Origin of the sequence: Nitrosomonas sp. Nm132 (genome assembly GCF_900100485.1) — a bacterium.
Taxonomy (GTDB): Bacteria; Pseudomonadota; Gammaproteobacteria; order Burkholderiales; family Nitrosomonadaceae; genus Nitrosomonas.
The window spans coordinates 40,556-65,686 of the sequence record NZ_FNDH01000013.1 but is presented as its reverse complement, the minus strand read 5'-3'; the positions used below and the strand labels follow the sequence as shown (position 1 = coordinate 65,686).

Below are 25,131 nucleotides of genomic sequence, written 5' to 3'. Positions count from 1 at the left end.
TATGCCTTTATAAAAAGTCCGGATGTATGGCAGCAATCTTTACTTTCTCAAAATCATTAACTGAAAGCTTGGCAAAAAGTGGGCGTCCATGTATGCGATGAGTATATAATGGCGCGCCGTTAAAATGGTTCTACCTCTCTCGCTAATCAGCAAAACAGATTTTAGTGATCTAGCCCGAATATTTCACAAATTGGCACGTGCCCTCACTTGTCTTATTGATTAATAAGAAAGATTTTACTCAGTCGGGTGTATGAATCACTACACCCCTCTTTCTCAAAACTTCCCTATTAATCAAAATCCTGCGTGATCATCACGCGAATTTATGAAATATTCGGGCTAGTAAACAGATGCAGACTTGCTATATCTATCTTTTTCTGTTATTCCTCTATTTTTGATTATTGATAAGAATTAAAAGAATAGGAGCTTTCGGAATGCAACACGAATTACATAAACCAGCTGTTTCTTACAAACCCAAAAAAGGCGAACTTTATATGAGTGCTGAGCAGCTTTCATATTTTCGCAAGATTTTAGAAGATCTCAGAATCGGACTCGGTCAAGAAATAGATCGGGCGGTTCACGTCATGCAAGAAGAAGCGACGGTTTTTGCTGATCCTAATGATAGAGCCAGTCAGGAATCTGATATGACGCTTGAGTTGCGTAATCGAGACCGGGAACGAAAGCTGATCAAGAAAATTGATGAAACACTCGCAAAAATTGATGCGGGTGAATATGGTTATTGTGATAACTGCGGTATTGAAATAGGATTGAAACGACTGGAAGCACGCCCTACAGCTTCACTTTGCATTGATTGTAAAACGCTGGAAGAAATAAAAGAAAAGCAGTTAGCCAAATAAAGGCTATTTAAGGTTTTTTTACTTTTTAGAATCAAAACTATGTCCATGTCAACTATCGGAATAGTTTTGATCAAATGGAAAAGGCCGCTGTCTTTTAGTCAGTGGCCTTTGCTTCTCATTGCTTCCCTTTGCAAGCTAAATATTTTTTCTACGAAGTAATTCGACAAATTTTTCGTTGAATTGGTATTTAGCAAGATCCTTACCAGGCTCAGTTACATTGCTAATCAAATCATAAGATTCTAAAGTTTTTAACTGATGCGCTAAGTCATCATGCTCCTCCAAGAAATATACCAGGCAAGATCTTGGAAGACTCAAGCTGAAACGCTGATTTTTCTTGAGAACATAAAATTCTCTCTGAAACTTGTAATCGGGATTATCCATATCCTGCTTCATCTCTTGAAAAAGATGAGCATGCTGATGCCACAGTTGCTCAAACAGGTTATTTACTTTTGCAATAGCTTGATTGTTTACATGGGAATTCCACAAATTTACACCAATGGCACCGATTGCTACCCCTACGATCAAGCCAAATATCATGCTCCAAATATCCATTTATGCCTCCAAAATCTAACAAACGAGCTTTCTAAGTGAGGCAATATATTACGCCAAAAGCAAGCTCCCGTAGGGTGAAATTCAAGAACTACTCATCGTACTTCAAAATTCGGTTTTCATAATCCCTCATGGTTCTTGATTCACTGGCGTGAACTACCGTGAGTGGGCGGCGGTGTGAAGACCTCATTTACTTGACTGAATGAGCCGCCAGGTGTCGGTCCGCCGCTAATCACATAAAGACGTCCATCGATTACAGCAGAACCGAGTCCATGGCGTGCCGTCGGCATGGGCGTCATCGTATGCCATTGATCTTTAGCCGGGTTATACGCCTCATTAGTGGCAAAGGTGCCTTCTTCAGATTCACCACCAACCACATAGATCCAGCCATCGATTACGCCAGCGGTAATGCCGCTCCGGGCGGTAGGCAGGCTAGCCCGTGGTCGCCATTGATTGGTATGGGGATCGTATTCTTCGACTGTCCCGATATTATGATGATAATCCAGATCAGGCCGGCCGCCGATGGCATAGATTCGAGATCCAGCCGTTACAACCGCCAAATGGTCTCGCGGGGTAGGCATCGAAGCGGCAGACGACCACGTATTTGTTTCTGGATCAAAAATTTCCACCGCGCCAGAGTTGCGTTGGCCATCATAGCCCCCGATGGCATAGATGCGATTTTGATAAACGGTGACACCCAATGCCCCACGGGCAGTAGGCATGGGAGCTAATTCGCGCCATTCTTTCGTTGAGGGATTATATTGATAAACTGTTGGGGTCGCATGCCAGATGGACAAGAAAGACTTGGTAAATCCACCGATTACATACAACAAGCCATTGTGTGAGGCTATGCCAGCATGGTGCCGTCCTTCCGGGAGAGGTGTGGTGATCGACCAGGAGTCAGAAACAGGGTCATATACCTCTACGTCGCTGCTGATAGCGAATTTCAGTACATTCTGAAGACTGGGTTCACTAAAACCGCCAGCCACATATAGCTTACCTTCGACTGCGGCTGCGACCACTTCCGTCCGCTTGCTGGGAGCAGGAGAAGCCGTAGCCCATGTGCCAGCTTGGGATGTATCAGCAAAAATCAGATCCGATGTTGTCAGACTCAGAAAAAGAACGCCTGTAATGATGAAAAGCTTGGAATTGAACATGGAAAATTCCTCCAGAGAGTTATCGACACGAAGAAAACCATTGTATTCGCCTTAACCCGAATATTTCATAAATTCGCGTGAGTTAATGCAGGATGAAAGGGATACCCGCCGTATCCAGCGCATTCCATACCTGCTTGAAGTATACTCATCGTACCTCAAAATTTGGCAGCTATAGCTATACCTTCTCCCGCTGGGAGAAGGCTGGATGAGGGATGATCAAAACCGAATTTTGCGTTGCCGTCATGGCATTACCAGAAAAATCAAATTCTTTGAGTTTACCGATGGCAATATCCGCAAAACGCGTAGAATAGTGTTCAAAAGAAGCATAGCAATACTTATCTATCTGGTAATCAACGGATTAATTCATATTGATGAAATTTGATAATCTCAGAAACTGGCCAGAATACTGGAAACAGCTCCAGTCAGTTCTACTCGACCCTAAAGTAGACGAAGCCGCGCTGGAGGCCTCCTTGCGCGAAGCGCGGAAAAAGATGCCGCTGCCGGTATTGTGGTTACTAGGCAAAACCCAGGCAGGTAAAACTTCGATCATCCGTGCATTGACTGGTAACGAAGCCGCCGAGATCGGCAATGGATTTCAGCCGTGCACACGCTATTCCCGCTTTTATGATTGCCCGGGGGATATGCCAGTGGTCCGGTTTCTGGATACACGGGGTCTCGGAGAGGTTGCCTATGATCCGAATGATGATGTGCATTATTGCGAATCTCAGGCGCATTTGCTGCTGGCAGTGATGAAGGTGGCCGATATGCATCAGGAGCCTGTATTTGAAGTGCTGCGGACAGTTCGTCAACGTCACCCTGAATGGCCTTTGCTGATGGTGCAAACTGGCCTGCATGAACTGTATCCAGCTGACAGCAAGCATATTCTCCCCTGGCCCTATGGTGATGAACCCTTGCCGAATACCCTTCCAGTCGAACTGCGGCGAGCTTTGCTCGCACAGCGCGCTGCCGCAGAAAAGTTGCCTGGCGCCACCCCGGCACGTTGGGTGGCTGTGGATCTGACTTTACCTGAGGATGGTTTTGAGCCACCCAATTACGGTCTGGAAGCGTTGTGGCAAGCCATTGAATTCATGTTGCCCCTTGGCTTGCAGCACCAGTTGACCAGTGAGAAAGAAGTGCGTGATCTTTATGAGCGTACCGCCCATCAGCACATTGTTGGCTATTCGCTAACGGCAGCCGGAGTAGGGGCCCTGCCGGTGGTGGATCTGGTTGCCGTGTCTACAGTCCAGGCAAAGCTTCTGCACGGCCTGGCAGTCCTGTACGGGCAGCGCTGGGATAAGTGCGCCATCACGGAATTTCTTGCCCTGGTGGGGGTAGGGATTGCATCTAGCTACCTGGCGCGAATGGTAGGTCGTGCGGTTACCAAAGTCATTCCTGTTCTGGGGCAAACAATAGGGGCGGCATGGGGCGCGAGCGCGAGCGGCGCGACGACTTATGCATTGGGTAAGGCTGCGGTTTATTTTTTCACGCGGCGTAAGGAGGGTCTTAATGTCGATCCTGATACGCTGCGGCGAATCTACGTGGAAGCGCTGGAAAGTGGCGCTTCCCTGCTTAAGGAGCGATTACGCGGTAAATGAAGACATTACTGCAACGGATTGAACCTCTGCGATTATTTGCGCTGATCTTATTAGGGCTGCCAACGCTGACGGTATTCGGATTAGGGGTGCTATGGTTGTGGCAGACGGGCAATCTGCTTTACTGGGTGATCGCTATGGCGGTATTCAGTGCGCTCAGCTATGGTTTGCAACATTGGCTGGCGCGGCGTGACCGTCAACTGCTCGATGAAATCGCTACCGAGCCCAACCCGGACTGGCCACCGAAAGCGGAAGCCGTCTGGCAGCAGGTCGAGAAGCTGGCGGAAGCCTGCGATCCCAAGGATTGGCCGATCGAAGATGCTTCCTGGATCCTGGGATTGGGCAGGCGCACGCTGGATACGGTATCACAATGCTATTACCCCCAAGCCGAGAAACCATTCCTGGAACTCAATGTTCCGCATACCTTGTTGATCATCGAGCAGGCGAGCCGCGACTTACGCAAGGATATGACTGAGAATATACCGTTCAGTGATCTCCTGACCATTGGTGATATGCTCCGCCTGCATCGCTGGAAAGCTAAAGCAGAGCAGGCATACAATGTTTACCGGGCGGGCAGAGTGCTGATCAATCCGGTGAATGCCTTGTTTGGCGAGATCTGGCAACATCTGCGGGAGCGCAGTTTCGGTATGGCTCAGAGCGAGCTGCACCGCTGGTTCTTGCGTGCTTATATACGCAAGGTTGGCTACTATGCGATTGATCTCTACAGCGGTCGCCAACCGGTGGTAATGGATGAGGCCACAAAACCGGCCATGGCGCAAACACCCGTTTCCCATGCTGATTTGAACAAGATTGAACAAACTGCCGCCGCGCCTGAAGAGCCATTGCGCATCCTCGTGCTGGGACGAACCAATGCGGGCAAATCAAGCCTGATCAATGCGCTGTTCGGGAAACTCACCACGGCCACCGATATCTTGCCGGATACCACGCGCACGATCACCCCTTTTGTGCTGCAACGCGAAGGGCTCACCCAGGCGTTGATCTTCGATAGCCCAGGCTGTGACAGCACGCGCTTCAATGAGAAGCAGATGCATACCGCTGCGCTGGATGCTGATTTGATCTTGTGGGTCAGCCCGGCCAATCGTCCTGATCGGCAGACCGAGCGTCATTGCCTGGACGCTTTACGCATCTTCCAGGCTACCCAATTGAATCGCCGTTTGCCCCCCATGCTGGTCGTCATGAGCCATATCGACCTGTTGCGGCCAGCAAGCGCATGGCAACCCCCTTATGACCTGAGCAACCAACAGGATGTCAAAGCCATCAGCATTCGTGCTGCGCTGCAGACCGTTGCGACCGATCTTGCGGTACCGGTCGAGCAGGTAATTCCGGTTTGTCTCAAGGAAGGGCGGGTTTACAACGTAAATGACGCGCTCTGGGCAGCGATCCTGCATCATCAGGACGCCGCACTCAGAGTTCGGCTACTGCGTTGCCTGGATGCGAAGAAACGCGCGGAAGATTGGGCTTTGCTACGCCGCCAACTGATCAGCACCGGCCGTTTTCTGTGGAGTTTACCTGACAGATTGGGTAAGTCTTCCGGGGAGTGATGAAGCCTGACCGTTCCCATTGGCATTAACCCGAATATTTCATAAATTGGCACGTGAATTTATGAAATATTCGGGCTAAAAGGAGTGATTGATTTTTATAAACGCTGATTCTGGGCAAGGAGCATATTCGCCTCTTTGGTGAAATAAGCAACCTCGCTCGCAATATCTTTACCCAGCAGTATTTTCAGGTGAATCCCCTCGGCAAGCTTATTGTTTTCTACTATTTTGATCTGTGCTGGCATGATCTGGCTGATTTGCTCAGCGAGCATAGAGGCACTTGAGTGGTAATGTATTTCAGTTTGCGCTTGCTGGAATGTTGGGTGATTAGTCAGGCGCGCATTGTCAATCCCGAATCGTTTCAGAAAGAGGGCGATATTTTTGGCCATACCGGTTACGCCATTACCATTGGAGACTTCGATACGTTTATTTTGTGCTACGGATACTGATTTTTCAGAGACCGGTTTTTCTGAATGATGATGCGCGATAGGAGCCGGATGAATAGTCGGCGCGGTAAGGGGTGCCGCCGCTTTGGGTTGCTCCTGATCGCTTTTGAATTCATAAATGTTAGATGCAACCTGCACGAGTTGCTGCTGATTGGCGCTGGGTTGTACCGGTTGTACCGGCTGTGTTTGCGGGATGCTGGAGAGGTTTTCTTCGGGTTTCTTCGCCTCAGGTGAAGAAACCGCGACTGGCTCGTTCAATCCCATGCGTTTATGTGCGGTAGCCAGATTCCGGCGTGCTTTATGATTGCGGGGATCAAAGTGAAGCGCTTCCTGGAATGCAGCCGCTGCCTCGCTATTTTGTCCCTGCAGCAGATGGGCATAGCCGAGGTTGTTATGCAGATAGGTTGCCGTGGGAGTGAGTTCGATGGCTTTCTGGAAATGCTCCAAGGCCAATGGGTATTGTCCTTGCGAGGAATAGATCACGCCCAGGCCATTGTGAGCTTCTACATAATCGGGATTGGCTGCCAGCGCTTTTTGATAAGCTGCGATGGCGTCTGCATAGCTGGCTTTCCTATGATGGTACCGTCCCAGGTGATACAGATTTTGGGCGCGGGTGTCGGCATGCTGGACATGCATTACCGGCTTGATCTGCAGCGCAGCGTATTCCTTACTGGAATAAAGGGATGAGCAGCCTGCCAGAACCGATAAGCAACCGATTGTCCAGGCGAGCTTTTGTTTGTTAGCGCGCATAATCTATTCTCCTGTGATATTGGCCTTATTACGGATAGCGGCTAAATTGGCGCGTGCCTTGAAATTCTCAGGGTCCAGCCGTAACGCTTGTTCAAACGCGCTGATGGCTTCGGGCTCCTGCCCCAGCAGTAGATAGGTATAGCCCAGATTATTATGTAAGTGAGACGCCAGCGGCGCCAATGCCACTGCTTTCTGGAGATGCTGCAGCGCGGGTTCGAATTTCCCCTGGATGGAATAAATGACGCCGAGTCCATTGTGGGCTTCAGCATAATTGGGGTCGATAGCCAGGATGTTCTCATAAGCCGTGATGGCTTCCGGGAATTGAGCTTCATCCTGATAGCTGCGGCCTAATTGATACATTTTTTCGAGATCACGGGCGATCTGCTGGCTATCCTTACCGGTATTGTCTGCCGATCCCAGCTTGTTTTTGCCGGGTTGAGCGGCGCATGCTACTAACAGCAACAGGCAAGCCAGGATCCACAATAGCTGTGTTAATTTGAACATGACATCCTCTCCGTTATTGGCCTGCCAGTGCAGGTAGCAGGCTGCGATAGATGCTGATGAAAGCGGGTCCTAACACCACGACCATCAATGAAGGAAAAATGAAAAAAATAAGCGGGAAAAGCAACTTCAGCGCGATTTTGGCTGCGGCTTCTTCTGCGCGCAGGCGGCGCTTGGTGCGCAGGGTATCGGAGTAGACGCGCAAGGAGGCGGCAGTGCTGGTGCCAAAGCGGTCAGCCTGCACCAGCATGGCAACCAGCGCCTCGATTTCCTCGACACCGGTTCGCAAGGCAAGATTACGCAGCGCTTTTTCCCTGGATGCGCCCGCGCGTAATTCCAGTCCGACCAGATAAATCTCCTCAGCTAGAATCTTGCTGCTCAGTTGTATTTCTTCGCCTACCTTGGCCAGCGCCGCATCCAGCCCCAGTCCTGCCTCGACGCACACGGTCATCAGATCGATCGCATCGGGAAAGTTCTCGAACAGCTCGCGCTGGCGCATGGCAATTTGGCGCGCCAGCACTACATTAGGCAAGTAGAAACCAATTGCTGCCAGCACCAGCAGTACCAGGATGGCCGTATTGGTGCTCAACTCCAACCGGCCAATGCCAGCAGACAACAGGAAGATTGCTGGGAACACCAGCGTCAGCAATGTCTTGGCAGCAAAAAAAATCATTGGTGCCGAACTGGAGCGGTAGCCCGCATGTAAAAAGCGAGTCCGTAATACAGATTTCTCCCAATCCTTGTCGGGCAGGGAAAGCTTCGCCAATGGCTGCGATATCTTGACCATTGCTTCTTTCCATTCATTCTCTGTTTTGTCGCCATTGTTCAGCCCATTATCCTGGGCAACAATCTTCTTCAGACGCGTTTTGGTGGCGCGAGGCGCGAATACGAGCATGATTGCGTAAGTAACGCCTGCCACCGCCAGAAAAATCATGATCAAAAAAGCAGTCTGTGCAGAAATCATTATAGGGTTGCCTCTAGAACGGATAGAAAAGAGAGGGGAGTGGATACATGGCCGTCTTTTATTGACTTAACATCATTTAGACGCGAATCTTGATAATGCGCGACATGGCAAAAATGCCGGTAACCATCATGCCCAGGGCAATTGCAATGATGATCGGCCCTGCTGGATCTGTCCACAAGATGCTCATGAAATCTGGGTTGATCGTGTTAAGCAATAAAGCCATTGCAAAAGGCAGCGACGAAAGGATCCAGGCGGATAGCCGTCCTTCCGCTGACAGGACGCGAATTTTGCCTAACAGCGTAAGCCTGGCGCGGATCAATCCACTGATTTTGTCAAGCAATTCCGCCAGGTTACCGCCGCTTTCGCGCTGAATCAGCACCGCAATGACAAAGTAACGTAAATCGGTGATGGGCACCCGTGTCGCAAGATTCATCAGCGCATGCTGCATGGGAACGCCAAAATTGACTTCATCGAATACCAGGCGAAATTCACTGGCGGAAGGTTCAACGCCTTCAGTCGCCGCCATTTGTAATGCACCCGGGAAGGCATGCCCTGCTTTCAAGGCGCGCGACATCAGATCGATGGTTTCCGGCAATTGCTGCTCGATTGTTTTCAGGCGCTCATTTTTTGCCCGGACTACAAAGAAATAGGGAATCAGGGCGCCCCCCGCCGCGCACAGCAACATGATCAGGAATGGCCAGCCCAGCAGCGCAGCCATGGCCATGGCGCCTATGCCGGTCATGGCGCTGTAGCTCAGGAATTGCGTGACCATCAGCGGCATGCCGGATTGCAGCAATAACTGGTCGAGACTGTGCATGCGTGGGAATTTCAGCAGCAGTTTTTGCAGGGGAGGGGAGTCGCTCAAGAGGCGTTGTTTGAGCAAGGAGGCATTGGCTGCATCCTTCCAGGCCACAGAAACCTGCTGCAGCCGTTTTTTGATGCGCTTTGCCCCCGCTCCCTGGCTGGAGCGCCAGGTCAGATAGCCTCCTTCCAGCAATAGCACGACTGCAAGAAAGGCAAACGCGATGAATAAATAATAAAGGTAATCCATGACTATTCCTTATTCATATCGCCGGGAAGGATCAAACAAATCTTCCCGGACAGGAACACCAAATATCCGTAAGCGCTCGGCAAACTTGGGACGGATACCCGTTGCACGGAAATGCCCCTGTACGGATCCATCCGCCGCTACGCCCGTTTGCTCGAATGTATAAATTTCCTGCATGGTGATGACATCGCCTTCCATGCCGGTAATCTCCTGAATGCTTAAAATCTTGCGTTTTCCATCGGGCAGCCGCGAGACCTGAACGACGGCAACAATCGCCGAGCTGATCTGCTGGCGGATTGCCTTGGGTGGCAGATTGAGTCCCGCCATACCGACCATGTTCTCGATCCGGCTCAGCGCATCGCGCGGGGTATTGGCATGGACCGTGGCCATGGAGCCTTCATGGCCGGTATTCATGGCTTGCAGCATATCGACGGCTTCCGCGCCGCGCACCTCGCCGATGATGACCCGGTCAGGGCGCATCCGCAGGCTGTTGCGCACCAGTGAGCGCTGAGAGACTTCGCCTTTGCCTTCCACGTTGGGCGGGCGTGTTTCCAGACGGACCACATGCGGTTGCTGTAATTGCAGCTCGGCGGCGTCTTCGATGGTGATGATCCGTTCGGAGGGAGGGATGAAACTGGACATGATATTGAGCAATGTCGTTTTACCGCTCCCCGTACCCCCTGAAATCAATATGCTGCATTTTGCCTTGACCAATCCGCTGATGATTTCAGCCACTTCTGGCGTCATCGATTTGTAGCGTATCAGATCCTCCACTCTGAGCGGGACCACGGCAAAACGCCGGATCGAGACCAGCGAGCCATCGAGGGCCAGCGGTGGAATAATCGCGTTGACACGCGAGCCATCGGGCAGCCGCGCATCCACCATCGGACTCGACTCATCCACCCGGCGTCCGACCCGCGAAACAATGCGGTCAATGATTTTTCTCAAGTGGCCTTCGTTGGCAAAATGAATATCGGTGATTTCCAGTTTTCCGCGCCGCTCGACATAAACCTGACGATGAGTGTTGACCAGAATATCCGAAATCGTGGGATCAGCCAGCAACGGTTCGAGCGGACCGAGCCCGAGTACTTCGTGCTGAATATCCTGAATGATGCGCTGGCGTTCAGTATCATTGATCGGGGTGCGTTCCTCGATCAATAGCCGCTCCACCAGGCTCTTGATTTCCGACAACAGCCGTTCTTGCGGCAGGCTTTCCATGACGGCCAAATCCATCCGGTTGAGTAGCCCTTCGTGGATGCGGGACTTCAATTCATGATAGACCGCGTTATTCTGCAAAGCCGCATGGTTATGTGCTGGTATAGCGGATGCGGATTGAGTGGCGGCAGCATTGGCCGCTCCTATACCCTGAAGGCGATCTCGTATTGACATGATGAGGGTTCCATAAAAATAAATAAGTGATTTTTCATGGGATGCGTGGTTTCTGCGCTAAAAAGGAAACAGTTTTTTGAGCAGCCCGCCATGCGCATTATTACGCGTCAGCGCTTGCGTGATTTCCTGTAATGATTTCGCTATTGCACTGCGCCGCGCCAGCTTGGTGACCGGTATGCCCTGATTGACCGATTCGGCGACGATGCTATAGTCGTTAGGGATCGCCTTGAACACTTCCAACTGTAAAGTGCTGGTCACATCGTTCAGGGTAATGTCGTCTTTTTTGCCAAAGCGGTTCACGATCAAGCGGATTTTGTCAGCGGAATAGCCTAACGAGTCAAACGTGTTGATGACACGCTTCGCATCGCGGATGAAAGGCAAGGTCTGCTGTAATACCGGGAAGATCAAGTCAGCCTGATCCAGGCACTGAATTGAAATGGCATCGAACGAGCGTCCGATATCCAGAATGACATAATCGTAGTGTTTTTTGGCGACCTGGATCAACGACTTGATATGCTCCGGTTTTATTTCTGCCGCCTTATCAGGCTCATCCGGAGCGGGCAGCACATCGAAATTAGGCAGCACATGAATCGAGCTGGAAGAGAGAAACGAGCCATCCAGCCGCTGAATCTGCCGGGTGACATCCGCAATGGAAGTGGTCGATACCCCTTCGTGAACGAACAGAGAGGCATCGCCAAACTGCAAATTGAAATCGAACAGGATCACCCGCTTGTTTTCCAGTGACGCCAGAGTATAGGCAATGTTGCTCGCCAGAAAGGTTGCGCCACTGCCACCCTTGCAGGGAATAAACGCCAGTATTTTGCCCTCCTGCATCGGCGTTCTGGCCATCGTCATTCTTTGCTGGAAACGCCCGACTGCATCGATCAGCCCATGCTGGCTGACAGGGGTCGGGACGATTTCGCGCACCCCCACGCGCATCGCCTCGAGCAGAAATTCCTGCGGTTGAGGCGGGCACAGCATAATGACTCCTAAATCAGGGAAACGCGAAGTCACCCGGCTGAGAATTTGCTGCTCCCCTGGGTTAAGTTGCACGCCCTCCAGCAGCAGCAGATCCGGGTGTACCTGTTCGACCACCGCCGGGATTTGTTGCGCGCCGCCTGTTATGGCTACCGGCGGATGCGATGTCTGGGTGTGCGCAAGGAACTTCTGAATATCATCCAGACATTGTTGATCTTGTGCAATCGTTGCGATTTTCAATTTCATACTCCTCTGTTTGCTGGCACAGCTATTTTATTCATACTATTTCAGGTGCAATCCGGATTGTTGGCGCTATTCATGCTCTCGCGCGGCAGCGTCGTGGTAAAGGGCGGCATGGTGATGTTCAGCGGCACCAACGGAATCACGGTGGAAACCGTTAAACCAGTGATCCTCACGGTGACGGATCTGCAGGTATTGACATCACAACTGTTACCAGCCTCGTCTGCATAATCGACAGTGATATTGCCAGGCGTGAGCACCCCTAACATCGCCCGCATTTTCGTTTTGATCGCACTGGCATCCTGATTGCACACGACTGCTAACCGTGCCCCCAGCCGTGTCGCTTCCGTGGCCGTGTTCCAGTAGAACAGCACCCGGCTCATTTCCATGACGCCAAGCAGCAGTGTGAACAGCAGTGAGGCAATCAAGGCGAATTCAACAGCCGCTACCCCACGTTGAGCTGCACGCTGACTGAAACGCTGAGCTGATGTGGATTTTGGATTAAATTGTTGGGGAACTTTCATGATTGCCTCATCGTTGCGCGAATATCACCAAATGTGAGCGAATTCTCGCCGCCGCCCAGGAACGTGCGCGGATCGAGTATAAAATTAAAGATATAGCGGGTAATGCCTACCTCAACTAAGTTAATTTTTGAACCAGCATCAGTAGAAACATTTGCGTAATTGTCAATAGTTTTACAGCCGTTTTCTGTGTTTATACTATCGCAAATAAAAACTAAGTCAGTAGTTAGCCCTGGCACCAAAGGATCTCCTTTGCACTCGGTTTTGCCATATACCGCGAGGCATTCGGCATTACTCTTTTCTTTGGAATAAGTGAGGGTATCTGCCGGATTGAATTGAGAGAGATGCCGTACCGCATCGCGCGTGGCCTTGACGAGCGTGTTGTATTGATACAGCGCTCGGCCAAATTCGGCTGCCCCGAGTGCGAGTGCCAGCAGCAGTGGGATCAATAATGCGAATTCCACCGCGACTGCGCCGCGCATTGCTTTGGGTAACGTGTAGTGTTGTCTATGCATGATCATTACCTCACGAGAGCGGGCACCATCGGGCCTGCGGCAGTGGGGCCTGCTGGCACGCCATTGGTGGCGCAAGGACTGTTAGGCTCATTCGATCGTCCCAGGTATTCCAGAAACATACTTACAGATGTGCTGCCACCTCCACTACCTTGATTGATCGGATGCAACATCAATACACACGCCCATCCTTCAATTGATGCAGTAGAACTAGTTTCATCAGAGAATCCGCCACAATTGACTATCGGAGCAGTTGCCATCCTGCGATCAGTCCCGTTTGCAATAAGATAGTTATCACTTACCGGAACTCCATGTTGCTCAACGTTTAGTCCTGCTAAAACATCTCCTTGATAGGATCGATTATTTGCTCTTTTGAGCTTAAAGTCAGAAAAGGCATCAAATTGTGTTGGCCAACTATATGTTGTGTAGGCATAACCCGAGAAATCAGGGTTAGGTTTTACTGCGTTGGGGTTACCGTTCGGATAAATACCAAAGCGAGTATTCCACGACTTTGCGATAACAGCCATATAGCCAGATTCACCTATTTCTATATCTTTGGCAGGGAGGTTACATGTTCCTGGACCTTCCAAAGTATCAGCCACTTCTTGCGCACCTCCAGACGGGGGAGTAAAGTCAATCCATTTAAAACTACCACTAATGCTGTTTCCTGGGGTCAATGTGCCGCCCAGCCAGTCTCCTACCTTTATAGTAGGAAGAATCTGATCGCTGCAGATTCCAACGGGAATGGCACAAGAGGTAATCTGGGATGGCGAGAGGGTGGCCACTGCACTCGCAGCAACGGTCTGATCCCCAATGGCCGTACCAGGCAGGAGATTCAGCACCTGGATGAACCAGTTGGCGATCCCGGCTTTGCTGGCTTCGCAACGGGCAAAGCGCTTCTTGGTTGCTTCCAATCCGGTAAAAGCGGCAGCAGTATCATAACCTCCTGCCAGCGTTTCACTGAAGGTCACGCTGCTGATGACAATTTGTTCGTCCTGGAACAGCACATTGTGGCGCTCGCCAGTAGTTTTACCAGCCGCTTCAGCCAGCTCTAGCTGGTTGGTATTAGCACCGGTCAGTTCGCGCGCCGCAGCTAATGCGCAAGCATCCGCACTGTTTTGCAGCTCTGTTTTGGCGACAAAAAGCTTGCCCAGATCGAGTGCCAGGCCGACAAAACCGACCAGCCCGACCAGCGATAGCGCGACAATGATGGCAACAGCGCCTGTTTCTTTCTGAACAGAATGAAAATTCCGGTGAGTGGATAATCGAACCGGGGAGGGGTTCATAGGCGGTTCTCCTGTAACGAATATTTGGGGGTGATCATGGTGTCGCGCTTAGTTCCCGCCACTGCCGCCGCCACCACCACCGCTGCTACCGCTCTTTCCAACATTGAGCACGCCTCCCGACATGGGCCGGGGTGGATTTCTGAATGAATCTCGGTAATTATCAAAGATGGCATCGCCGGCCTGACCATTGATGCCTTTGACGGGTTCCGTATTGAGTGAGGCTTCAGGACTGATGGTTTGCTGGGCTTTGGCAATGCCGACGGCTTCACCAAATCGCGCATCCAGGCGCGGGGTGACCGGCGCGCATCCCGCTGTCAGGCTGGCTATGGCCAGCAGCAGGCATGAAAATGAGCCTGAAATATTTCCTGGGGGTGTTGTTTTCATGTCAATTTTCTCCTTATTTCATTTGAAAACCGCCGTGCTCACTCTGCGGTATCTCCACCCTGGCGGGCCGTGCTGGTTCGGATGCGCTTTCCATTCTGCCCTGAAGCAGGAATTCGCCGCGATCAGGCGTGACGAAGGCATCGGTCGGTAGGGGGTAGTCTGTCTGGAGCGGTTTTATCAGGCGGGGCGTGACCACGATCATGAGCTCCGTTTTATCCATTTGAAAGTCGCTGCTGCGAAACAGTGCGCCTAATACCGGCACTTCCCCAAGCATCGGGAAACGTTTGACCGCTTCCTTGAAGTTATCCTGTAATAGTCCCCCAATCGCCAGAGATTGACCATCGCTGAGCTGTACCGTGGTCGAAACGCGTCGGGTTTTGAAAGTGGGGACGGGTTGGGTCACGCCCAGCGTTCCAGACAAATTGTTATTGATGGAGACCAACTCTGAGACTTCCGGGCTGACTCGCAGGTGAATGCGGCCTTCTTCGAGGACAGTCGGGGTAAAGCGCACGCCTATGCCGAATTCCTTGGAATTAAGTGTCACCTGGCCTATGCCGCTTTGCACGGGAATCAGAATTTCACCGCCCACCAGAAAACTCGCATCCTGCCCGCTGATCGCTACGATGTTGGGTTCCGCCAGAATTTTGACCAGCTCGTCTCTTTTCTGGGCGTCCATGAGGAAAGAGGTGCCCTCATCCATGGTGGCATTGTTGACTCTGGGCAAACCCAGCTCGACATCCGCCGTTAAATTCTTTCCTGTCAGAAAATTTGCGGCGCCTCCGCCAATCATCCCCGCCATGACCTGTGTCCAGGCGCTGCCGGCCTTTCTGGCGGCCCGGGCGAAGTCAAAGCCAAGTTTCTCGGCGATAGTGCGGTTGACCTCGGCTACCTTGACCTCCAGCATCACCTGCTGGTTGTCGCGCACGCGCAGCAAATTGACGATCTTGGTGCTGCCCAGCCCCGCGCCCGCACCGGGTGAGTCCTCGTCACTTTGCATGCCTTGCCGTAACATCTGCGTTCCTTGCTGCCCTCCCTGGCCACCTTGCCCGCTACCTGCCTGACCGCCGCCTCCCATGCTCATCATCATGCCGAGTACGGAAGTGCGGATATAGGTATCCGCCAGGGTGACAGCGCGATCCACCTTGATGGTATCGGAGACCGTGCCGGAAAGCACCAGTGAATCACCCGCAGCCCTGACTTTGATATCTCTTTCTTCCGGCATGATTTCCAGCAGTTTATTTTGCAGCGCGGCGGCATCCATCAGCACGGTTACATCGACCACCCGGGTTTGCCCGCTGCGTGACCATAGAATAATGTTGGTGGTGCCGATCATCTTGCCGAGGATGTACACTTCGCTCGGGTTGATCAGGGTGACGTCGGCCACGCCGGGGTTGCCGACCGATATGCGTGAAATCGGCGAGGGCAGTCTGAGCAGGGTGGATTTACCCAGCGTCACATCCATGCTGGAGGCCATCTCAGCCATATCGGCTGCTTTGAGATGGGGTGGAATGGCTGCGACAGTTTGCGCCAGCACCGTTGAAACACTGATTACCCACCCTATGATCATCCAGAATAACATCGTGGTGAAATCAGGCAGTTGTTGCGATTTCATTGAATTTCCCCTTTATTTTATCGCGCGTTGGTTTTCTCAAGCCCGCGGATGATCTCGACCGATGGCCTGGGTGTCCCCACAGATTTGTAAACAATTTTTTTGTCTTCCGGCTTGGCTTCAACCGTGGCCATTTTTGTGCCCAGCAAATCGTGCGTGCGTATGCCATCGGTTGAACCGAAGCTCCTGTCAATCTGATTGCGCAATACCAGCGACAACGTGCCGACACTGCGCGCGAGGTCGAGCCGTTCTGCCTGCTCCGGTGTCACTTCGAGCGTGACGGCGTTGACGACTTTGGGCTTGGTTTCATCGCGGCCGAGATCCTGCGCGACAGCCAGCACCAGAATCTGCTCCAGGACAATCTTGGAAACGGGGTTTCTATGGTCTTCCTTGATATTCACCAGAATGTCCACCAGATTGCCGGGGAGCGCAAATCCGGCGACGCCGACCACATCGTTGACACGCACGGTAATCGCGCGTTTGCCATCAGGAATGACGCCCGACAGTCCGCCGGCCGTGCCTTCTGGCGCGAGTTTGCCTTCCAGCAACGGTTCGCCGCGTTGCAGATTGACCTTGACAACACGGCTATCGAGCAAGGTGAGATCGTTGAATGATCCAGTCGGGATGCTGCCGCTCGGCCAGTCGATGGTTTTCATCAGATCGGCTGTAAGTCGCGTGCCCACATTGATATCCTGCGCAGCCACCACGACCCGGGAGGCATCGATGCCTACCTGCTGGTTAATCCATTTTCCTGCCACGACCACCGCAGCCACGCCTAACAGCAGCGAGACCACGATCATTCCTAGCGCGCCTGTATTTCTCATTGATCTACCTCTCATCCTTTAATCGGGTTATGAATTTCGGGCTGCATCGTTGCATGATCACCACACCATCAATAGGCTGACTATATTGAAAATGAGGCTGTCATGATGATCGAAACAGAACGGCAAAATAACCTTACTTCATGGTTATACAGTCGAAAATATGACATCTGGTTGTAGGCATTGGTTACAGCGGCTTATCCATGGGGTTGAGGTAGAATAAGGAGAGATTTCCGGATTTTTTAAGAAATCGCTGAGCAGGTTCGATTTCGTCATTCCTGCGAAAGCAGGTGGGTAGGGCAATAAGCCAAGCGCATTGCACCAGATAGCGGCGGGTGATTTAATCAATAAACGCAACAGAGTGCATGGCGCAATGCCCGTTGGGGATGACGCCTCACCTGTTTACTTTCTTTGCGCTATCCCCAATGAGTTTTCGTCAGATAGATCAGCGTTCCGGTGGCAATCGCCACGCCGTAGGGTAATTTTCCAGCGGATTGATCAATGGTTTCCGTCGTCGGTAGATTGATGCTGGTCGATCCAGCCAAGCGCATGAGCAGCATGAATCTGAAATTATCCATCAGCTTGGCTAACTTGCCACGTACCAATACCACGCCGATCGCCAGCACCCCGCCCGCTAATAGGACATAGACTGTGATCATTAATATGCTGACTGGTCCGGCAAATGCACCGATCATGGCCATCAGTTTGATATCGCCAGCGCCTAGAGCACGTAGCAGATAGAGCGGTAGTAATATAATCAGGCCAACGCCTAATCCTGCCAGCGAAGTCAAAATATCGAGTCCCCCCATGTCGTGCGGCAGCAGGCTATTGAGCAACACGCCGATGACAGCGCCCGGAAAAACCAGTGCATTAGGTATACGGTGATGACGGCTGTCGTGCCAGGCGGCAAAGAGTAACAATCCTGTCAGAATGGCAATCTGTAATATATGCATGCTTTTTTCCATAAACATCACCCGGTAGTGACCGGGTGATGGATTTAGCCAAATTAACTACTATCTAAATATAATTAGACTAGTTAAGGAGCAGGTGGAGTTGCTAAGTTATTTTTGACGGCAGTGAATGCTGAATCTAATGCGCTTGAGAGGCTAGGCCATGTAATTACAATTCCTGCAGCCATAATAGCAACGATCAACGCGTACTCAACGGCACCCATACCTTGCTCGTCGTTAATGAATTGTTTTGCGGATTGAATCAGTTTGTTCATGGTATTTCTCCTATCAAGGTTAAGAAAGTTCTCTTTTAAAAAGTGACTTTGTTTTGTTACGCCACGGGTGTCATTGTGGCCAATCACGCATGCTGCGCCTATCGTACTGTGGTACATCGTACTTTGGTACAACCTGCGGGCAGAGTAAGGTGACCGGCGAACTATATTAAATAGGACGCTGTCGTGATGGCTGAAACAGAACAGCAAAAAGTCTTTATTTTGCTGTTAACCCGGTAGGGTGGATAAGCAACGCGCCATCCACCCAAAAACCAAACAACCACGGGCTAAAACGGGTGGGTTTGGGTTGCAGGCTAAAAACATGGATACACGCTGATTAAGCCATGCACCTTATTCCGATTCCAGCTTTTAAATCATCATTTGGATTGGACTCAAATACGGCGGATGACGCGTTGCTTATCCACCCTACGCCTGCCAATAGCCAGTTGATCATAGTTGATCTACTCATTTCATTCTGCCCCTAAAATCTCCTGGATTAGAGCCGCCGTCTTTATAAACACGAAATACGAGAGGTTTAGCGGTTTGTTCTATAACGCTTGATACGCTATTTTTTAACATAATGAAAAGGGTGGATAGGCGAGCAGAAAGAGGGCGGGTGAGCAGCGCGTCATCTGCCAGAATATTTACACTCCAGCTATTCGGCATGGGTAAATTTCAATCAAACGGTGGATGGCGCAAGTTTATCCACCCTTCTGCACTCCTCCTTTTTATATTTATTATGGGGAAAAAATGAATTCATTAGCAAAGATAATCGAATCCAAGAGATTCAATGTGTATAGCGGGGCGCTATTGGCAACACTCTATGGATTTTTTGCCTATGCGCAATTCAGCAAGTTTCAAGAAACATATGAGTGGACGCTGTTGCTGGTTATTACTTCTGAAACTCTGGCAGCCGTATTCTTTATTTGCCGTAGCCATCCGGAAACTGTTTCATCAACGCCATCCGATTGGCTGGTGGCGATGATTGGGACTTTCGCACCGCTGTTTTTCCGTCCGGCAGAGTGGGGGATTTTTCCCATGGCCAGTACCCTGATAGCAGCGGGTACCCTATTGCAGATCATCAGTCTGGTCTCCCTCAATCGTAGTTTTGCACTTGTCGCCGCCAAGCGTGAAATCAAAACAGGATGGATGTACCGTATTGTGCGGCATCCGCTCTATGCGAGTTATTCCCTGTTATTTGGCGGCTATGTGCTGGCGCATACAACGCTCTTGAATCTGCTGGTTTACACCGTGATGGTAATATTTCTCTGCATCCGTATCATCCGGGAGGAAAGGCATCTCGCTCAGGATCCGGCCTATCGCACTTACATGGTTGATGTGCGCTACCGGTTGATCCCGTTTGTGTATTGATGTGGCACGGGTGGATGGCGCGCTGCTTATCCACCCTACCACGCTATCGAAGGCTAATATTCTCATAGCATCGTAGGATGTGCTGAACGCAGTGAAGCGCATCGTTCGCGATTGATGCGCTTTGTTTCCCGGCACATTGGACTTGAACTGCATATGGCATAAAGAATGTGGCGTTAGGTTGAAGCGCTTTATCGCTTGCATATTTGTAAACTATGGTATACGGTCGTCCTATGAGAACAATCTACACTACAGATGTTTTCGATGAGTGGTTTTCCAGTCTACGCGACAAGCGTGGCAAGGCGCGTATCGAAGCCCGGTTACGGCGAGTCGAGCAGGGGAATCTTGGTGACGCTAAGCCGATTGGTAAGGGGATTTCTGAATTGCGTATCGATTGCGGTCCTGGCTATCGGGTATATCTGGCGCAACGGGGTATTGAAGTTGTTGTGCTGCTTGCGGGGGGCGATAAGAGTACGCAGGAGCAAGATATCAAAACCGCGCTTGAATTGGCGCGGAAACTGTAAGGGACAGTCATGAATATGATGAAACTTAAAAAATGGGATGTAATCGACCACCTCAAGACCGAGGAAGATATGGCGCTCTATTTTGACGCTTGCATTGAGGAAGATCCGGGTGACGGCAGCTTGATTCGCGCTGCTTTGGGTGATATTGCGCGTGCTCACGGGATGACCCAGCTTGCGCGTGATACCGGATTGGCTCGAGAAGGGCTTTATAAAGCCTTGTCTGCTGATGGGAACCCCGAGTTTTCCACGATCCTGAGAGTCATCAAAGCACTCGGGTTACGATTGCATGTCGAGGTTGCTCGTCATTGAATGATTATGTTTTATATGAAAGCTAAGCAATTTGACGCCGACTTTGATGGCGGCAAGGATATCGCTGCAATCTTGGATCTTTCGCAGGCGCGTAGACCTTTGCAAAAACAGAGAAGAATCAATGTGGATTTTCCAGATTGGATGGTTGAATCCCTCGATAGGGAAGCCAGTTGGCTCGGTGTGACGCGTCAGTCCATCATCAAGATTTGGCTTGCCGAACGGCTTGAGCAAGTAGCCTCTGGCAAGTAGATCTGTTCAGTGCCGCAGGAGGCGCTGAACGTAATGAAGTACATCGTTCGCGATTGATGCGCCTCGTGCCTCGGCACATCCTACAGCTCTGTTCGTCGTTCACGTCCAGAAGAGGAGATTTTGTATGAAAGCTAAGCAATTTGACACCGACTTTAATGGCGGCAAGGATATCACTGCAGTCCTAGATCTTTCGCAGGCGCGTAGACCTTTGCAAAAACAGAGAAGAATCAATGTGGATTTTCCAGACTTGGATGCTTGAGTCCCTCGATAGGGAAGCTAGTCGGCTCGGTGTGACGCGTCAGTCCATCATCAAGATTTGGCTTGCCGAACGGCTTGAGCAAGTAGCCTCTGGCAAGTAAATCTGTTCAGTGCCGCAGGAGGCGCTGAACGTAATGAAGTACATCGTTCGCGATTGATGCGCTTCGTTTCCCGGCATATCCTGCAGCCCTGAATCCGGCTATACCGATGTTAGATCACGTGTGGCTTCTTCGATGATGGCTTCGGAGACCCCATGTTTTTTTAGTGCCTCGATCAATCGCGCTGTTGACCCACTGGAATAGCGTTCCTCATCTTTGCGCAATCCTTCGCTGATGTATGATTTCAGCAGTGTTTGGTATCCAGAGAAACCCTTAAGCGGCGCAATTTCCTTCATGGATTCCACAACATCAACCGGAATGCGTATCGTGATAGATGTCATAGGACGGTCTTTTTGCAGACGTTTTTTTAAGCGTTCAGAAAGCATAAATAGATTCCTCTTTAGGTTCGGCGCGGCGCGCAGAAATGATGCGAATAAAAGACTCATTAGCCCGAATATTTCATAAATTCGCGTGATGATCACGCAGGATTTTGATTAATAGGGAAGTTTTGAGAAGGCGTGGTGTAGTGATTCATACACCCGACTGAGCAAAATCTTTTTTATTAATCAAAAGACAAGTGAGGGCACGTGCCAATTTATGAAATATTCGGGTTAACCGTGAAGAAGTAGGTTCCGCCTGGGATGCGATTGCGCCGGTAGTTCGGCATTAACCAAGTAGCATGCGGCGGATGACGCGCTGCTTATCCACCCTACTATGCTGGTTGAATTTTGTATTAGACAGAAATGGTGGGGTAGTCGCTGTCATGATCGATGTCTGTCTGATTCGATGTGGCGGCGGTATCCTTGACGAGCAGGGCCAGCTTGATTCGATCTGAAATGGCCAGCTTGCGGAATATCTCGGTCAGGTGTGCCTTGACGGTTCGTTCGGTGATATCCAGTTGTCTGGCAATTTGCTTGTTGCTTTCACCGCGCCCTACCAGGATGGCGATTTCATATTCGCGCCGGGTTAAATTTTCAAGCAAGCTATTTACTGCGCGTTCAATTTGTTTTTTTTCTTGCAAGGTTATGGCCAGCTCATTTTGCATGTGCTGGACCAGCTTACGCCGGATCCATAGTTCGCCTTGCCAGACAGCCTTGACTGCGCGTTTGATTTGTTCAGGCTCGATGGTGTCCAGGCAAAATCCCCTGACGCCCGATTTAAATAACGCCCACTCCATTTCATCGGAAAGGCCGTGGATAGATAATATGATCCGGGTTTTAGGGCTCAGCACCAGCAGGCTTTCAATGATCTGCAGGCTGTCTATACCGAGTAAGTCATGATCAAGCAGAAGGATGGGAGGGGATCTTCTGATCAGTTCATGTGAGAGAGAATCCAGATCGGTCAGGCAGATCAGGGTAGAAATATCCGATAATCCTTGCTTCCAATGAGCAAGTTTTTCTTCGCAGGAACTGGCAAGCAGAATCAAGATCGTTTCTCCTGTTCAACTGGATTAAGGTTGTCATTTATTAACATAACGACTTATTTTTCCCGGTCTTGAAACATTAAACGAAGCACATGCGGCGCTATGCCCGCTGGTGGTTACTGCCTGACGCATTGAATACTGAAATTCAAGGGCGGCGGGTGAAAGGGTGATGAATCGCTTCATCACCCTGACCCCAGTACGTCAATGCACACGCATTCAATGAACAGGCACTGCTCTAAGCAGATTCAGCGTATTACTCTCGGGCTGATAGAGCATTTCGACTGAATACACGGCACCGGATTGAGTATCGAGCACTTGAGGAAATTTAACGATCTGGTTAACCGGATTATAGGTTGGCAGATAAGGATCCGCCGTTAACGGCTCGCTGAGTGATTGGATCGACCGGATGCCGAACGTGGTTAAGATATTGGCATCTGTCGGGGTATTCAGCTGCTCCAGTTCAGCAGTAAATAGCTGATTATTTACCCGTATCCTGGCGACATGGGCTTTCCGGCCGACTGCGTCGAATGCTACGCTATCGGGAGAGAGGACAGCGAAGGGATCAGCGCCGGTACGCGTGACTCTCAGGGTATATTGATCGTCGGAGAAGGGGAATGCGGTGATGAATTGTTCAATGATCTTAGTTCCACCAGGAAGAGTAGCTTTCACTCTTTCTAGTACTACATCCCCAGCGCCACATCCTTCCACATCATTGTTTATTTGAGGATCAAGACTACTACTCCTGAATAAGGGTGAGGTGATCAGCACCAGATAATTTTTGGGTTGTTGACCTACCCCGATATCCAGGGTGCGCCGGTCACCGAAACAGGGATCAATGATGCCAATCAGGCTATTATTGAAGAAGCCTTTGTCGTAAAGTAAATAGAAATGATTTGCTTGAGTGGTAGATAGCGTTTCATTGGTGCGGTCTATATAAGTCCTGAGAGTGACAGTTTTGTCTTCATTGCCTTCACTTTCAAATTTATCGGCATCGAAAACGTACATTACCCAGCCTTTTTCATCCTTGCACTGTGAGCCTTCCGGGCAGAGCTCCAGGTTGATGATTTCATTGCCGAGGCTGTTGACTATGAACCAGTCCCGGTCATCGGGACTCGTCAATTGACCGCGCATATACTGCCCCATCTGGGAAGCGCTTCCTGCATGAATCGGGCTTGCTTCATTGGAGCTATTGTTGAACTCAATCTCGACATTATCAAAAGATACGGAGGGATTACCAAGAATATAAACAGTCAGCTTGGCATCAATAGTGTTGTCATTGGTAGTAATAATCTGGTAAAGAAAAGTTTCTTGTGCGACATCGTTGAGGCCCAAAGCCTGAACCTGCGGCAGATCGTTCTTTATGACATAACGAAAACTGCCGGCTGCAGAGATGTCCAGAAAACCATAATTTCCAATGGGACTATTCAGTAACCTGAGGGATAGGCCATCTAATTCAGCAAACAGATTTCCCGAGGCCTCCGGCTTTTCATTCTTTATCACGGTTACCACAAGCTCTAGATGATCAATCTGATTGGTGTCGGTGCTACTGCCTGATGATCCGCCCGATGAGGTGCCTCCACCTGATGAGGTGGTGCCTCCTGGTGGCCGTATTGTCGCCTCCGCAGAGAAGACTACACAGGAAAATATCAGCATCATAACCAGCATCATGGCATTACTTATTGCAGTCCATTTATTCATAATCGTTCGCAATTGAGTGTGTTGATCAAGAGTGTTCAGACGATAGCGGAATAGCAGAACAGCCAGGCAATGATTCACTTTGTCCCGAGAGATGAATCAGAGTCTGGCGGCAAGCGCTACGTAAAACCTTATGCTTGAGATTATGTGGAAGTTTGTTGTGCCGTGAGGGAAGGAACAGCCCGATAAAAAGCGGTTATTTCAGATTTATTAAATGAGTCTGAGGGGAGGTTTTCTGGGTCGATTGACGTGGAAGAATTGAATAGGGGGTTTTCAGAACCAGATAAGAATGGAATCGACTCATCCGGTTCTATTTTGCAGAACTATCCTTCAACGATTTCAAAATCATGGGTGATATTGACTGTGTTCTTTAGCATGATAGAGGCTGAGCAATATTTTTCTGCGGAGAGATTGATCGCGCGTTCTACCTGTTGGGCATTCAGGTTTTTTCCGGTTACGATGAAGTGCAGGTGAATATCGGTAAATACCTTGGGATCTTCGGTAGCCCGGGTGGCATCGATTTCCACGACGCAGTCGGTGATTTCCTGACGGCTTTTCTGCAGAATCAGAATGACATCGATTGAGGAGCAGCCGCCGAGTCCCAGCAAGATTAGTTCCATCGGGCGGGGTCCCAGATTTTTTCCACCGATATCCGGTGCGCCATCTATCTGGACTGCATGGCCACTTTCTGTTTCGCCGGTGAAATGAATGCCGTCCTGCCATTTGATACGTGATTTCATCAGTCTTTTTCCTGTATTTTTATTAGAGAACTTAACCCGAATATTTCATAAATTGGCGCGTGCCCTCACTTGCCTTTTGATTAAT

At 50.4% G+C, this 25,131-nt stretch carries 28 protein-coding genes; 8 read left to right on the top strand and 20 right to left on the bottom strand.

All coding sequences use genetic code 11. The annotated features are described in order from the left end of the window. The first annotated feature begins 431 nt into the window (after positions 1-431). The gene (gene dksA, locus BLP80_RS07040; protein ID WP_090541724.1) at positions 432-854 is read left to right on the top strand and encodes an RNA polymerase-binding protein DksA; all 423 of its coding nucleotides are present in this window, start codon (positions 432-434) and stop codon (positions 852-854) included. A 135-nt stretch (positions 855-989) separates the two neighbouring features. Here the strand turns inward: dksA and BLP80_RS07035 are convergent, their stop codons facing one another. Then, positions 990-1,406, bottom strand: a complete 417-nt coding sequence (locus tag BLP80_RS07035) for a hypothetical protein (RefSeq protein WP_090541722.1) — start codon at positions 1,404-1,406, stop codon at positions 990-992. A 140-nt stretch (positions 1,407-1,546) separates the two neighbouring features. Next, positions 1,547-2,560, bottom strand: coding sequence for a Kelch repeat-containing protein (locus BLP80_RS07030; RefSeq protein ID WP_090541720.1), 1,014 nt, complete (start codon positions 2,558-2,560; stop codon positions 1,547-1,549). 371 nt (positions 2,561-2,931) lie between these two features. Here BLP80_RS07030 and BLP80_RS07025 point away from each other — a divergent pair, with 371 nt between their 5' ends. Beyond that, complete coding sequence (locus BLP80_RS07025) at positions 2,932-4,155, top strand: YcjF family protein (RefSeq protein ID WP_090541718.1); 1,224 nt, start codon at positions 2,932-2,934, stop codon at positions 4,153-4,155. After that, positions 4,152-5,714: a GTPase family protein gene (locus BLP80_RS07020; RefSeq protein ID WP_090541715.1), complete on the top strand. Its 1,563-nt coding sequence runs from the start codon at positions 4,152-4,154 to the stop codon at positions 5,712-5,714. The genes BLP80_RS07025 and BLP80_RS07020 overlap by 4 nt, the downstream gene beginning before the upstream one ends. A 95-nt stretch (positions 5,715-5,809) precedes the next feature. On the opposite strand, the gene BLP80_RS07015 is transcribed toward BLP80_RS07020, so the two are convergent. The 14 genes from BLP80_RS07015 to BLP80_RS15620 form a co-directional block, all read right to left on the bottom strand. Continuing rightward, positions 5,810-6,907, bottom strand: a complete 1,098-nt coding sequence (locus tag BLP80_RS07015) for a LytR C-terminal domain-containing protein (protein WP_090541713.1) — start codon at positions 6,905-6,907, stop codon at positions 5,810-5,812. Positions 6,908-6,910: 3 nt separating this feature from the next. Beyond that, positions 6,911-7,411 (bottom strand): tetratricopeptide repeat protein, encoded by a 501-nt coding sequence (locus BLP80_RS07010; protein ID WP_090541711.1) that lies wholly within the window; start codon positions 7,409-7,411, stop codon positions 6,911-6,913. Between the two features lie 13 nt (positions 7,412-7,424). Beyond that, a complete protein-coding gene (locus tag BLP80_RS07005) occupies positions 7,425-8,372 on the bottom strand; it encodes a type II secretion system F family protein (protein ID WP_090541709.1) in 948 nt (315 codons plus the stop codon). Between the two features lie 76 nt (positions 8,373-8,448). Continuing rightward, positions 8,449-9,423, bottom strand: a complete 975-nt coding sequence (locus tag BLP80_RS07000; protein WP_090541707.1) for a type II secretion system F family protein — start codon at positions 9,421-9,423, stop codon at positions 8,449-8,451. Between the two features lie 9 nt (positions 9,424-9,432). Next, the gene (locus tag BLP80_RS06995; RefSeq protein ID WP_090541705.1) at positions 9,433-10,809 is read right to left on the bottom strand and encodes a TadA family conjugal transfer-associated ATPase; all 1,377 of its coding nucleotides are present in this window, start codon (positions 10,807-10,809) and stop codon (positions 9,433-9,435) included. Positions 10,810-10,866: 57 nt separating this feature from the next. Then, complete coding sequence (locus BLP80_RS06990; protein ID WP_090541703.1) at positions 10,867-12,033, bottom strand: CpaE/TadZ family protein; 1,167 nt, start codon at positions 12,031-12,033, stop codon at positions 10,867-10,869. 41 nt (positions 12,034-12,074) lie between these two features. Next, a complete protein-coding gene (locus tag BLP80_RS06985; RefSeq protein WP_090541701.1) occupies positions 12,075-12,551 on the bottom strand; it encodes a TadE/TadG family type IV pilus assembly protein in 477 nt (158 codons plus the stop codon). Next, entirely contained in the window at positions 12,548-13,063 is a 516-nt protein-coding gene (locus tag BLP80_RS06980) for a TadE/TadG family type IV pilus assembly protein (RefSeq protein WP_256324990.1), read from the bottom strand. The genes BLP80_RS06985 and BLP80_RS06980 overlap by 4 nt, the downstream gene beginning before the upstream one ends. Before the next feature lie 5 nt (positions 13,064-13,068). Next, the gene (locus BLP80_RS06975; protein WP_090541698.1) at positions 13,069-14,346 is read right to left on the bottom strand and encodes a pilus assembly protein TadG-related protein; all 1,278 of its coding nucleotides are present in this window, start codon (positions 14,344-14,346) and stop codon (positions 13,069-13,071) included. A gap of 48 nt (positions 14,347-14,394) precedes the next feature. Beyond that, complete coding sequence (locus BLP80_RS06970; RefSeq protein ID WP_090541696.1) at positions 14,395-14,730, bottom strand: tRNA dimethylallyltransferase; 336 nt, start codon at positions 14,728-14,730, stop codon at positions 14,395-14,397. Between the two features lie 13 nt (positions 14,731-14,743). Continuing rightward, positions 14,744-16,342 (bottom strand): type II and III secretion system protein family protein, encoded by a 1,599-nt coding sequence (locus BLP80_RS06965; RefSeq protein ID WP_090541694.1) that lies wholly within the window; start codon positions 16,340-16,342, stop codon positions 14,744-14,746. A 17-nt stretch (positions 16,343-16,359) separates the two neighbouring features. After that, a complete protein-coding gene (cpaB, locus tag BLP80_RS06960) occupies positions 16,360-17,163 on the bottom strand; it encodes a Flp pilus assembly protein CpaB (protein WP_090541692.1) in 804 nt (267 codons plus the stop codon). Positions 17,164-17,576: 413 nt separating this feature from the next. Next, positions 17,577-18,113 carry an A24 family peptidase gene (locus BLP80_RS06955; protein WP_090541690.1) on the bottom strand — a complete coding sequence of 179 codons (537 nt, stop codon included), beginning with the start codon at positions 18,111-18,113 and terminating at the stop codon, positions 17,577-17,579. A gap of 83 nt (positions 18,114-18,196) precedes the next feature. Then, entirely contained in the window at positions 18,197-18,385 is a 189-nt protein-coding gene (locus BLP80_RS15620) for a Flp family type IVb pilin (protein WP_176754299.1), read from the bottom strand. A 747-nt stretch (positions 18,386-19,132) separates the two neighbouring features. On the opposite strand from BLP80_RS15620, the gene BLP80_RS06940 reads away from it, so the two are divergent. From BLP80_RS06940 to BLP80_RS16215, 5 genes are all read left to right on the top strand, one after another. After that, complete coding sequence (locus tag BLP80_RS06940) at positions 19,133-19,753, top strand: methyltransferase family protein (protein ID WP_090541735.1); 621 nt, start codon at positions 19,133-19,135, stop codon at positions 19,751-19,753. A gap of 230 nt (positions 19,754-19,983) precedes the next feature. Beyond that, complete coding sequence (locus tag BLP80_RS06935; protein WP_090541733.1) at positions 19,984-20,274, top strand: type II toxin-antitoxin system RelE/ParE family toxin; 291 nt, start codon at positions 19,984-19,986, stop codon at positions 20,272-20,274. Positions 20,275-20,289: 15 nt separating this feature from the next. Continuing rightward, on the top strand, positions 20,290-20,583 hold the full coding sequence (locus BLP80_RS06930) for an addiction module antidote protein (protein WP_256324989.1): 294 nt from the start codon (positions 20,290-20,292) through the stop codon (positions 20,581-20,583). 15 nt (positions 20,584-20,598) lie between these two features. Beyond that, positions 20,599-20,832, top strand: coding sequence for a type II toxin-antitoxin system BrnA family antitoxin (brnA, locus tag BLP80_RS06925; protein ID WP_090541732.1), 234 nt, complete (start codon positions 20,599-20,601; stop codon positions 20,830-20,832). A gap of 124 nt (positions 20,833-20,956) precedes the next feature. Then, positions 20,957-21,091 carry a hypothetical protein gene (locus tag BLP80_RS16215; protein WP_256324988.1) on the top strand — a complete coding sequence of 45 codons (135 nt, stop codon included), beginning with the start codon at positions 20,957-20,959 and terminating at the stop codon, positions 21,089-21,091. Between the two features lie 198 nt (positions 21,092-21,289). Here the strand turns inward: BLP80_RS16215 and BLP80_RS06915 are convergent, their stop codons facing one another. The 4 genes from BLP80_RS06915 to BLP80_RS06900 all read right to left on the bottom strand — a co-directional run bounded on the left by BLP80_RS06915 (position 21,290) and on the right by BLP80_RS06900 (position 25,046). After that, positions 21,290-21,574 carry a hypothetical protein gene (locus BLP80_RS06915; protein ID WP_090541682.1) on the bottom strand — a complete coding sequence of 95 codons (285 nt, stop codon included), beginning with the start codon at positions 21,572-21,574 and terminating at the stop codon, positions 21,290-21,292. 347 nt (positions 21,575-21,921) lie between these two features. Beyond that, positions 21,922-22,614 (bottom strand): LuxR C-terminal-related transcriptional regulator, encoded by a 693-nt coding sequence (locus BLP80_RS16210; protein WP_090541679.1) that lies wholly within the window; start codon positions 22,612-22,614, stop codon positions 21,922-21,924. A 213-nt stretch (positions 22,615-22,827) separates the two neighbouring features. Beyond that, on the bottom strand, positions 22,828-24,309 hold the full coding sequence (locus BLP80_RS06905; protein WP_090541677.1) for a VCBS domain-containing protein: 1,482 nt from the start codon (positions 24,307-24,309) through the stop codon (positions 22,828-22,830). A gap of 320 nt (positions 24,310-24,629) precedes the next feature. After that, positions 24,630-25,046 carry an OsmC family protein gene (locus tag BLP80_RS06900; RefSeq protein ID WP_090541675.1) on the bottom strand — a complete coding sequence of 139 codons (417 nt, stop codon included), beginning with the start codon at positions 25,044-25,046 and terminating at the stop codon, positions 24,630-24,632. Positions 25,047-25,131 lie beyond the last annotated feature (85 nt).

What these genes read in the sequence shown, in the direction of transcription:
- BLP80_RS06900 (WP_090541675.1), bottom strand. Translation starts at nt 25,046, where the DNA reads ATGAAATCACGTATCAAATGGCAGGACGGCATTCATTTCACCGGCGAA.
- BLP80_RS06935 (WP_090541733.1), top strand. Translation starts at nt 19,984, where the DNA reads ATGAGAACAATCTACACTACAGATGTTTTCGATGAGTGGTTTTCCAGT.
- BLP80_RS06995 (WP_090541705.1), bottom strand. Translation starts at nt 10,809, where the DNA reads ATGTCAATACGAGATCGCCTTCAGGGTATAGGAGCGGCCAATGCTGCC.
- cpaB (WP_090541692.1), bottom strand. Translation starts at nt 17,163, where the DNA reads ATGAGAAATACAGGCGCGCTAGGAATGATCGTGGTCTCGCTGCTGTTA.
- BLP80_RS07010 (WP_090541711.1), bottom strand. Translation starts at nt 7,411, where the DNA reads ATGTTCAAATTAACACAGCTATTGTGGATCCTGGCTTGCCTGTTGCTG.
- brnA (WP_090541732.1), top strand. Translation starts at nt 20,599, where the DNA reads ATGAAAGCTAAGCAATTTGACGCCGACTTTGATGGCGGCAAGGATATC.
- BLP80_RS06930 (WP_256324989.1), top strand. Translation starts at nt 20,290, where the DNA reads ATGATGAAACTTAAAAAATGGGATGTAATCGACCACCTCAAGACCGAG.
- BLP80_RS07025 (WP_090541718.1), top strand. Translation starts at nt 2,932, where the DNA reads ATGAAATTTGATAATCTCAGAAACTGGCCAGAATACTGGAAACAGCTC.
- dksA (WP_090541724.1), top strand. Translation starts at nt 432, where the DNA reads ATGCAACACGAATTACATAAACCAGCTGTTTCTTACAAACCCAAAAAA.
- BLP80_RS06985 (WP_090541701.1), bottom strand. Translation starts at nt 12,551, where the DNA reads ATGAAAGTTCCCCAACAATTTAATCCAAAATCCACATCAGCTCAGCGT.
- BLP80_RS16215 (WP_256324988.1), top strand. Translation starts at nt 20,957, where the DNA reads ATGAAAGCTAAGCAATTTGACACCGACTTTAATGGCGGCAAGGATATC.
- BLP80_RS07000 (WP_090541707.1), bottom strand. Translation starts at nt 9,423, where the DNA reads ATGGATTACCTTTATTATTTATTCATCGCGTTTGCCTTTCTTGCAGTC.
- BLP80_RS15620 (WP_176754299.1), bottom strand. Translation starts at nt 18,385, where the DNA reads ATGAACAAACTGATTCAATCCGCAAAACAATTCATTAACGACGAGCAA.
- BLP80_RS07020 (WP_090541715.1), top strand. Translation starts at nt 4,152, where the DNA reads ATGAAGACATTACTGCAACGGATTGAACCTCTGCGATTATTTGCGCTG.
- BLP80_RS06980 (WP_256324990.1), bottom strand. Translation starts at nt 13,063, where the DNA reads ATGCATAGACAACACTACACGTTACCCAAAGCAATGCGCGGCGCAGTC.
- BLP80_RS06965 (WP_090541694.1), bottom strand. Translation starts at nt 16,342, where the DNA reads ATGAAATCGCAACAACTGCCTGATTTCACCACGATGTTATTCTGGATG.
- BLP80_RS07035 (WP_090541722.1), bottom strand. Translation starts at nt 1,406, where the DNA reads ATGGATATTTGGAGCATGATATTTGGCTTGATCGTAGGGGTAGCAATC.
- BLP80_RS06915 (WP_090541682.1), bottom strand. Translation starts at nt 21,574, where the DNA reads ATGCTTTCTGAACGCTTAAAAAAACGTCTGCAAAAAGACCGTCCTATG.
- BLP80_RS06955 (WP_090541690.1), bottom strand. Translation starts at nt 18,113, where the DNA reads ATGCATATATTACAGATTGCCATTCTGACAGGATTGTTACTCTTTGCC.
- BLP80_RS07005 (WP_090541709.1), bottom strand. Translation starts at nt 8,372, where the DNA reads ATGATTTCTGCACAGACTGCTTTTTTGATCATGATTTTTCTGGCGGTG.
- BLP80_RS06940 (WP_090541735.1), top strand. Translation starts at nt 19,133, where the DNA reads ATGAATTCATTAGCAAAGATAATCGAATCCAAGAGATTCAATGTGTAT.
- BLP80_RS06905 (WP_090541677.1), bottom strand. Translation starts at nt 24,309, where the DNA reads ATGAATAAATGGACTGCAATAAGTAATGCCATGATGCTGGTTATGATG.
- BLP80_RS07015 (WP_090541713.1), bottom strand. Translation starts at nt 6,907, where the DNA reads ATGCGCGCTAACAAACAAAAGCTCGCCTGGACAATCGGTTGCTTATCG.
- BLP80_RS06970 (WP_090541696.1), bottom strand. Translation starts at nt 14,730, where the DNA reads ATGAAAACAACACCCCCAGGAAATATTTCAGGCTCATTTTCATGCCTG.
- BLP80_RS06990 (WP_090541703.1), bottom strand. Translation starts at nt 12,033, where the DNA reads ATGAAATTGAAAATCGCAACGATTGCACAAGATCAACAATGTCTGGAT.
- BLP80_RS07030 (WP_090541720.1), bottom strand. Translation starts at nt 2,560, where the DNA reads ATGTTCAATTCCAAGCTTTTCATCATTACAGGCGTTCTTTTTCTGAGT.
- BLP80_RS06975 (WP_090541698.1), bottom strand. Translation starts at nt 14,346, where the DNA reads ATGAACCCCTCCCCGGTTCGATTATCCACTCACCGGAATTTTCATTCT.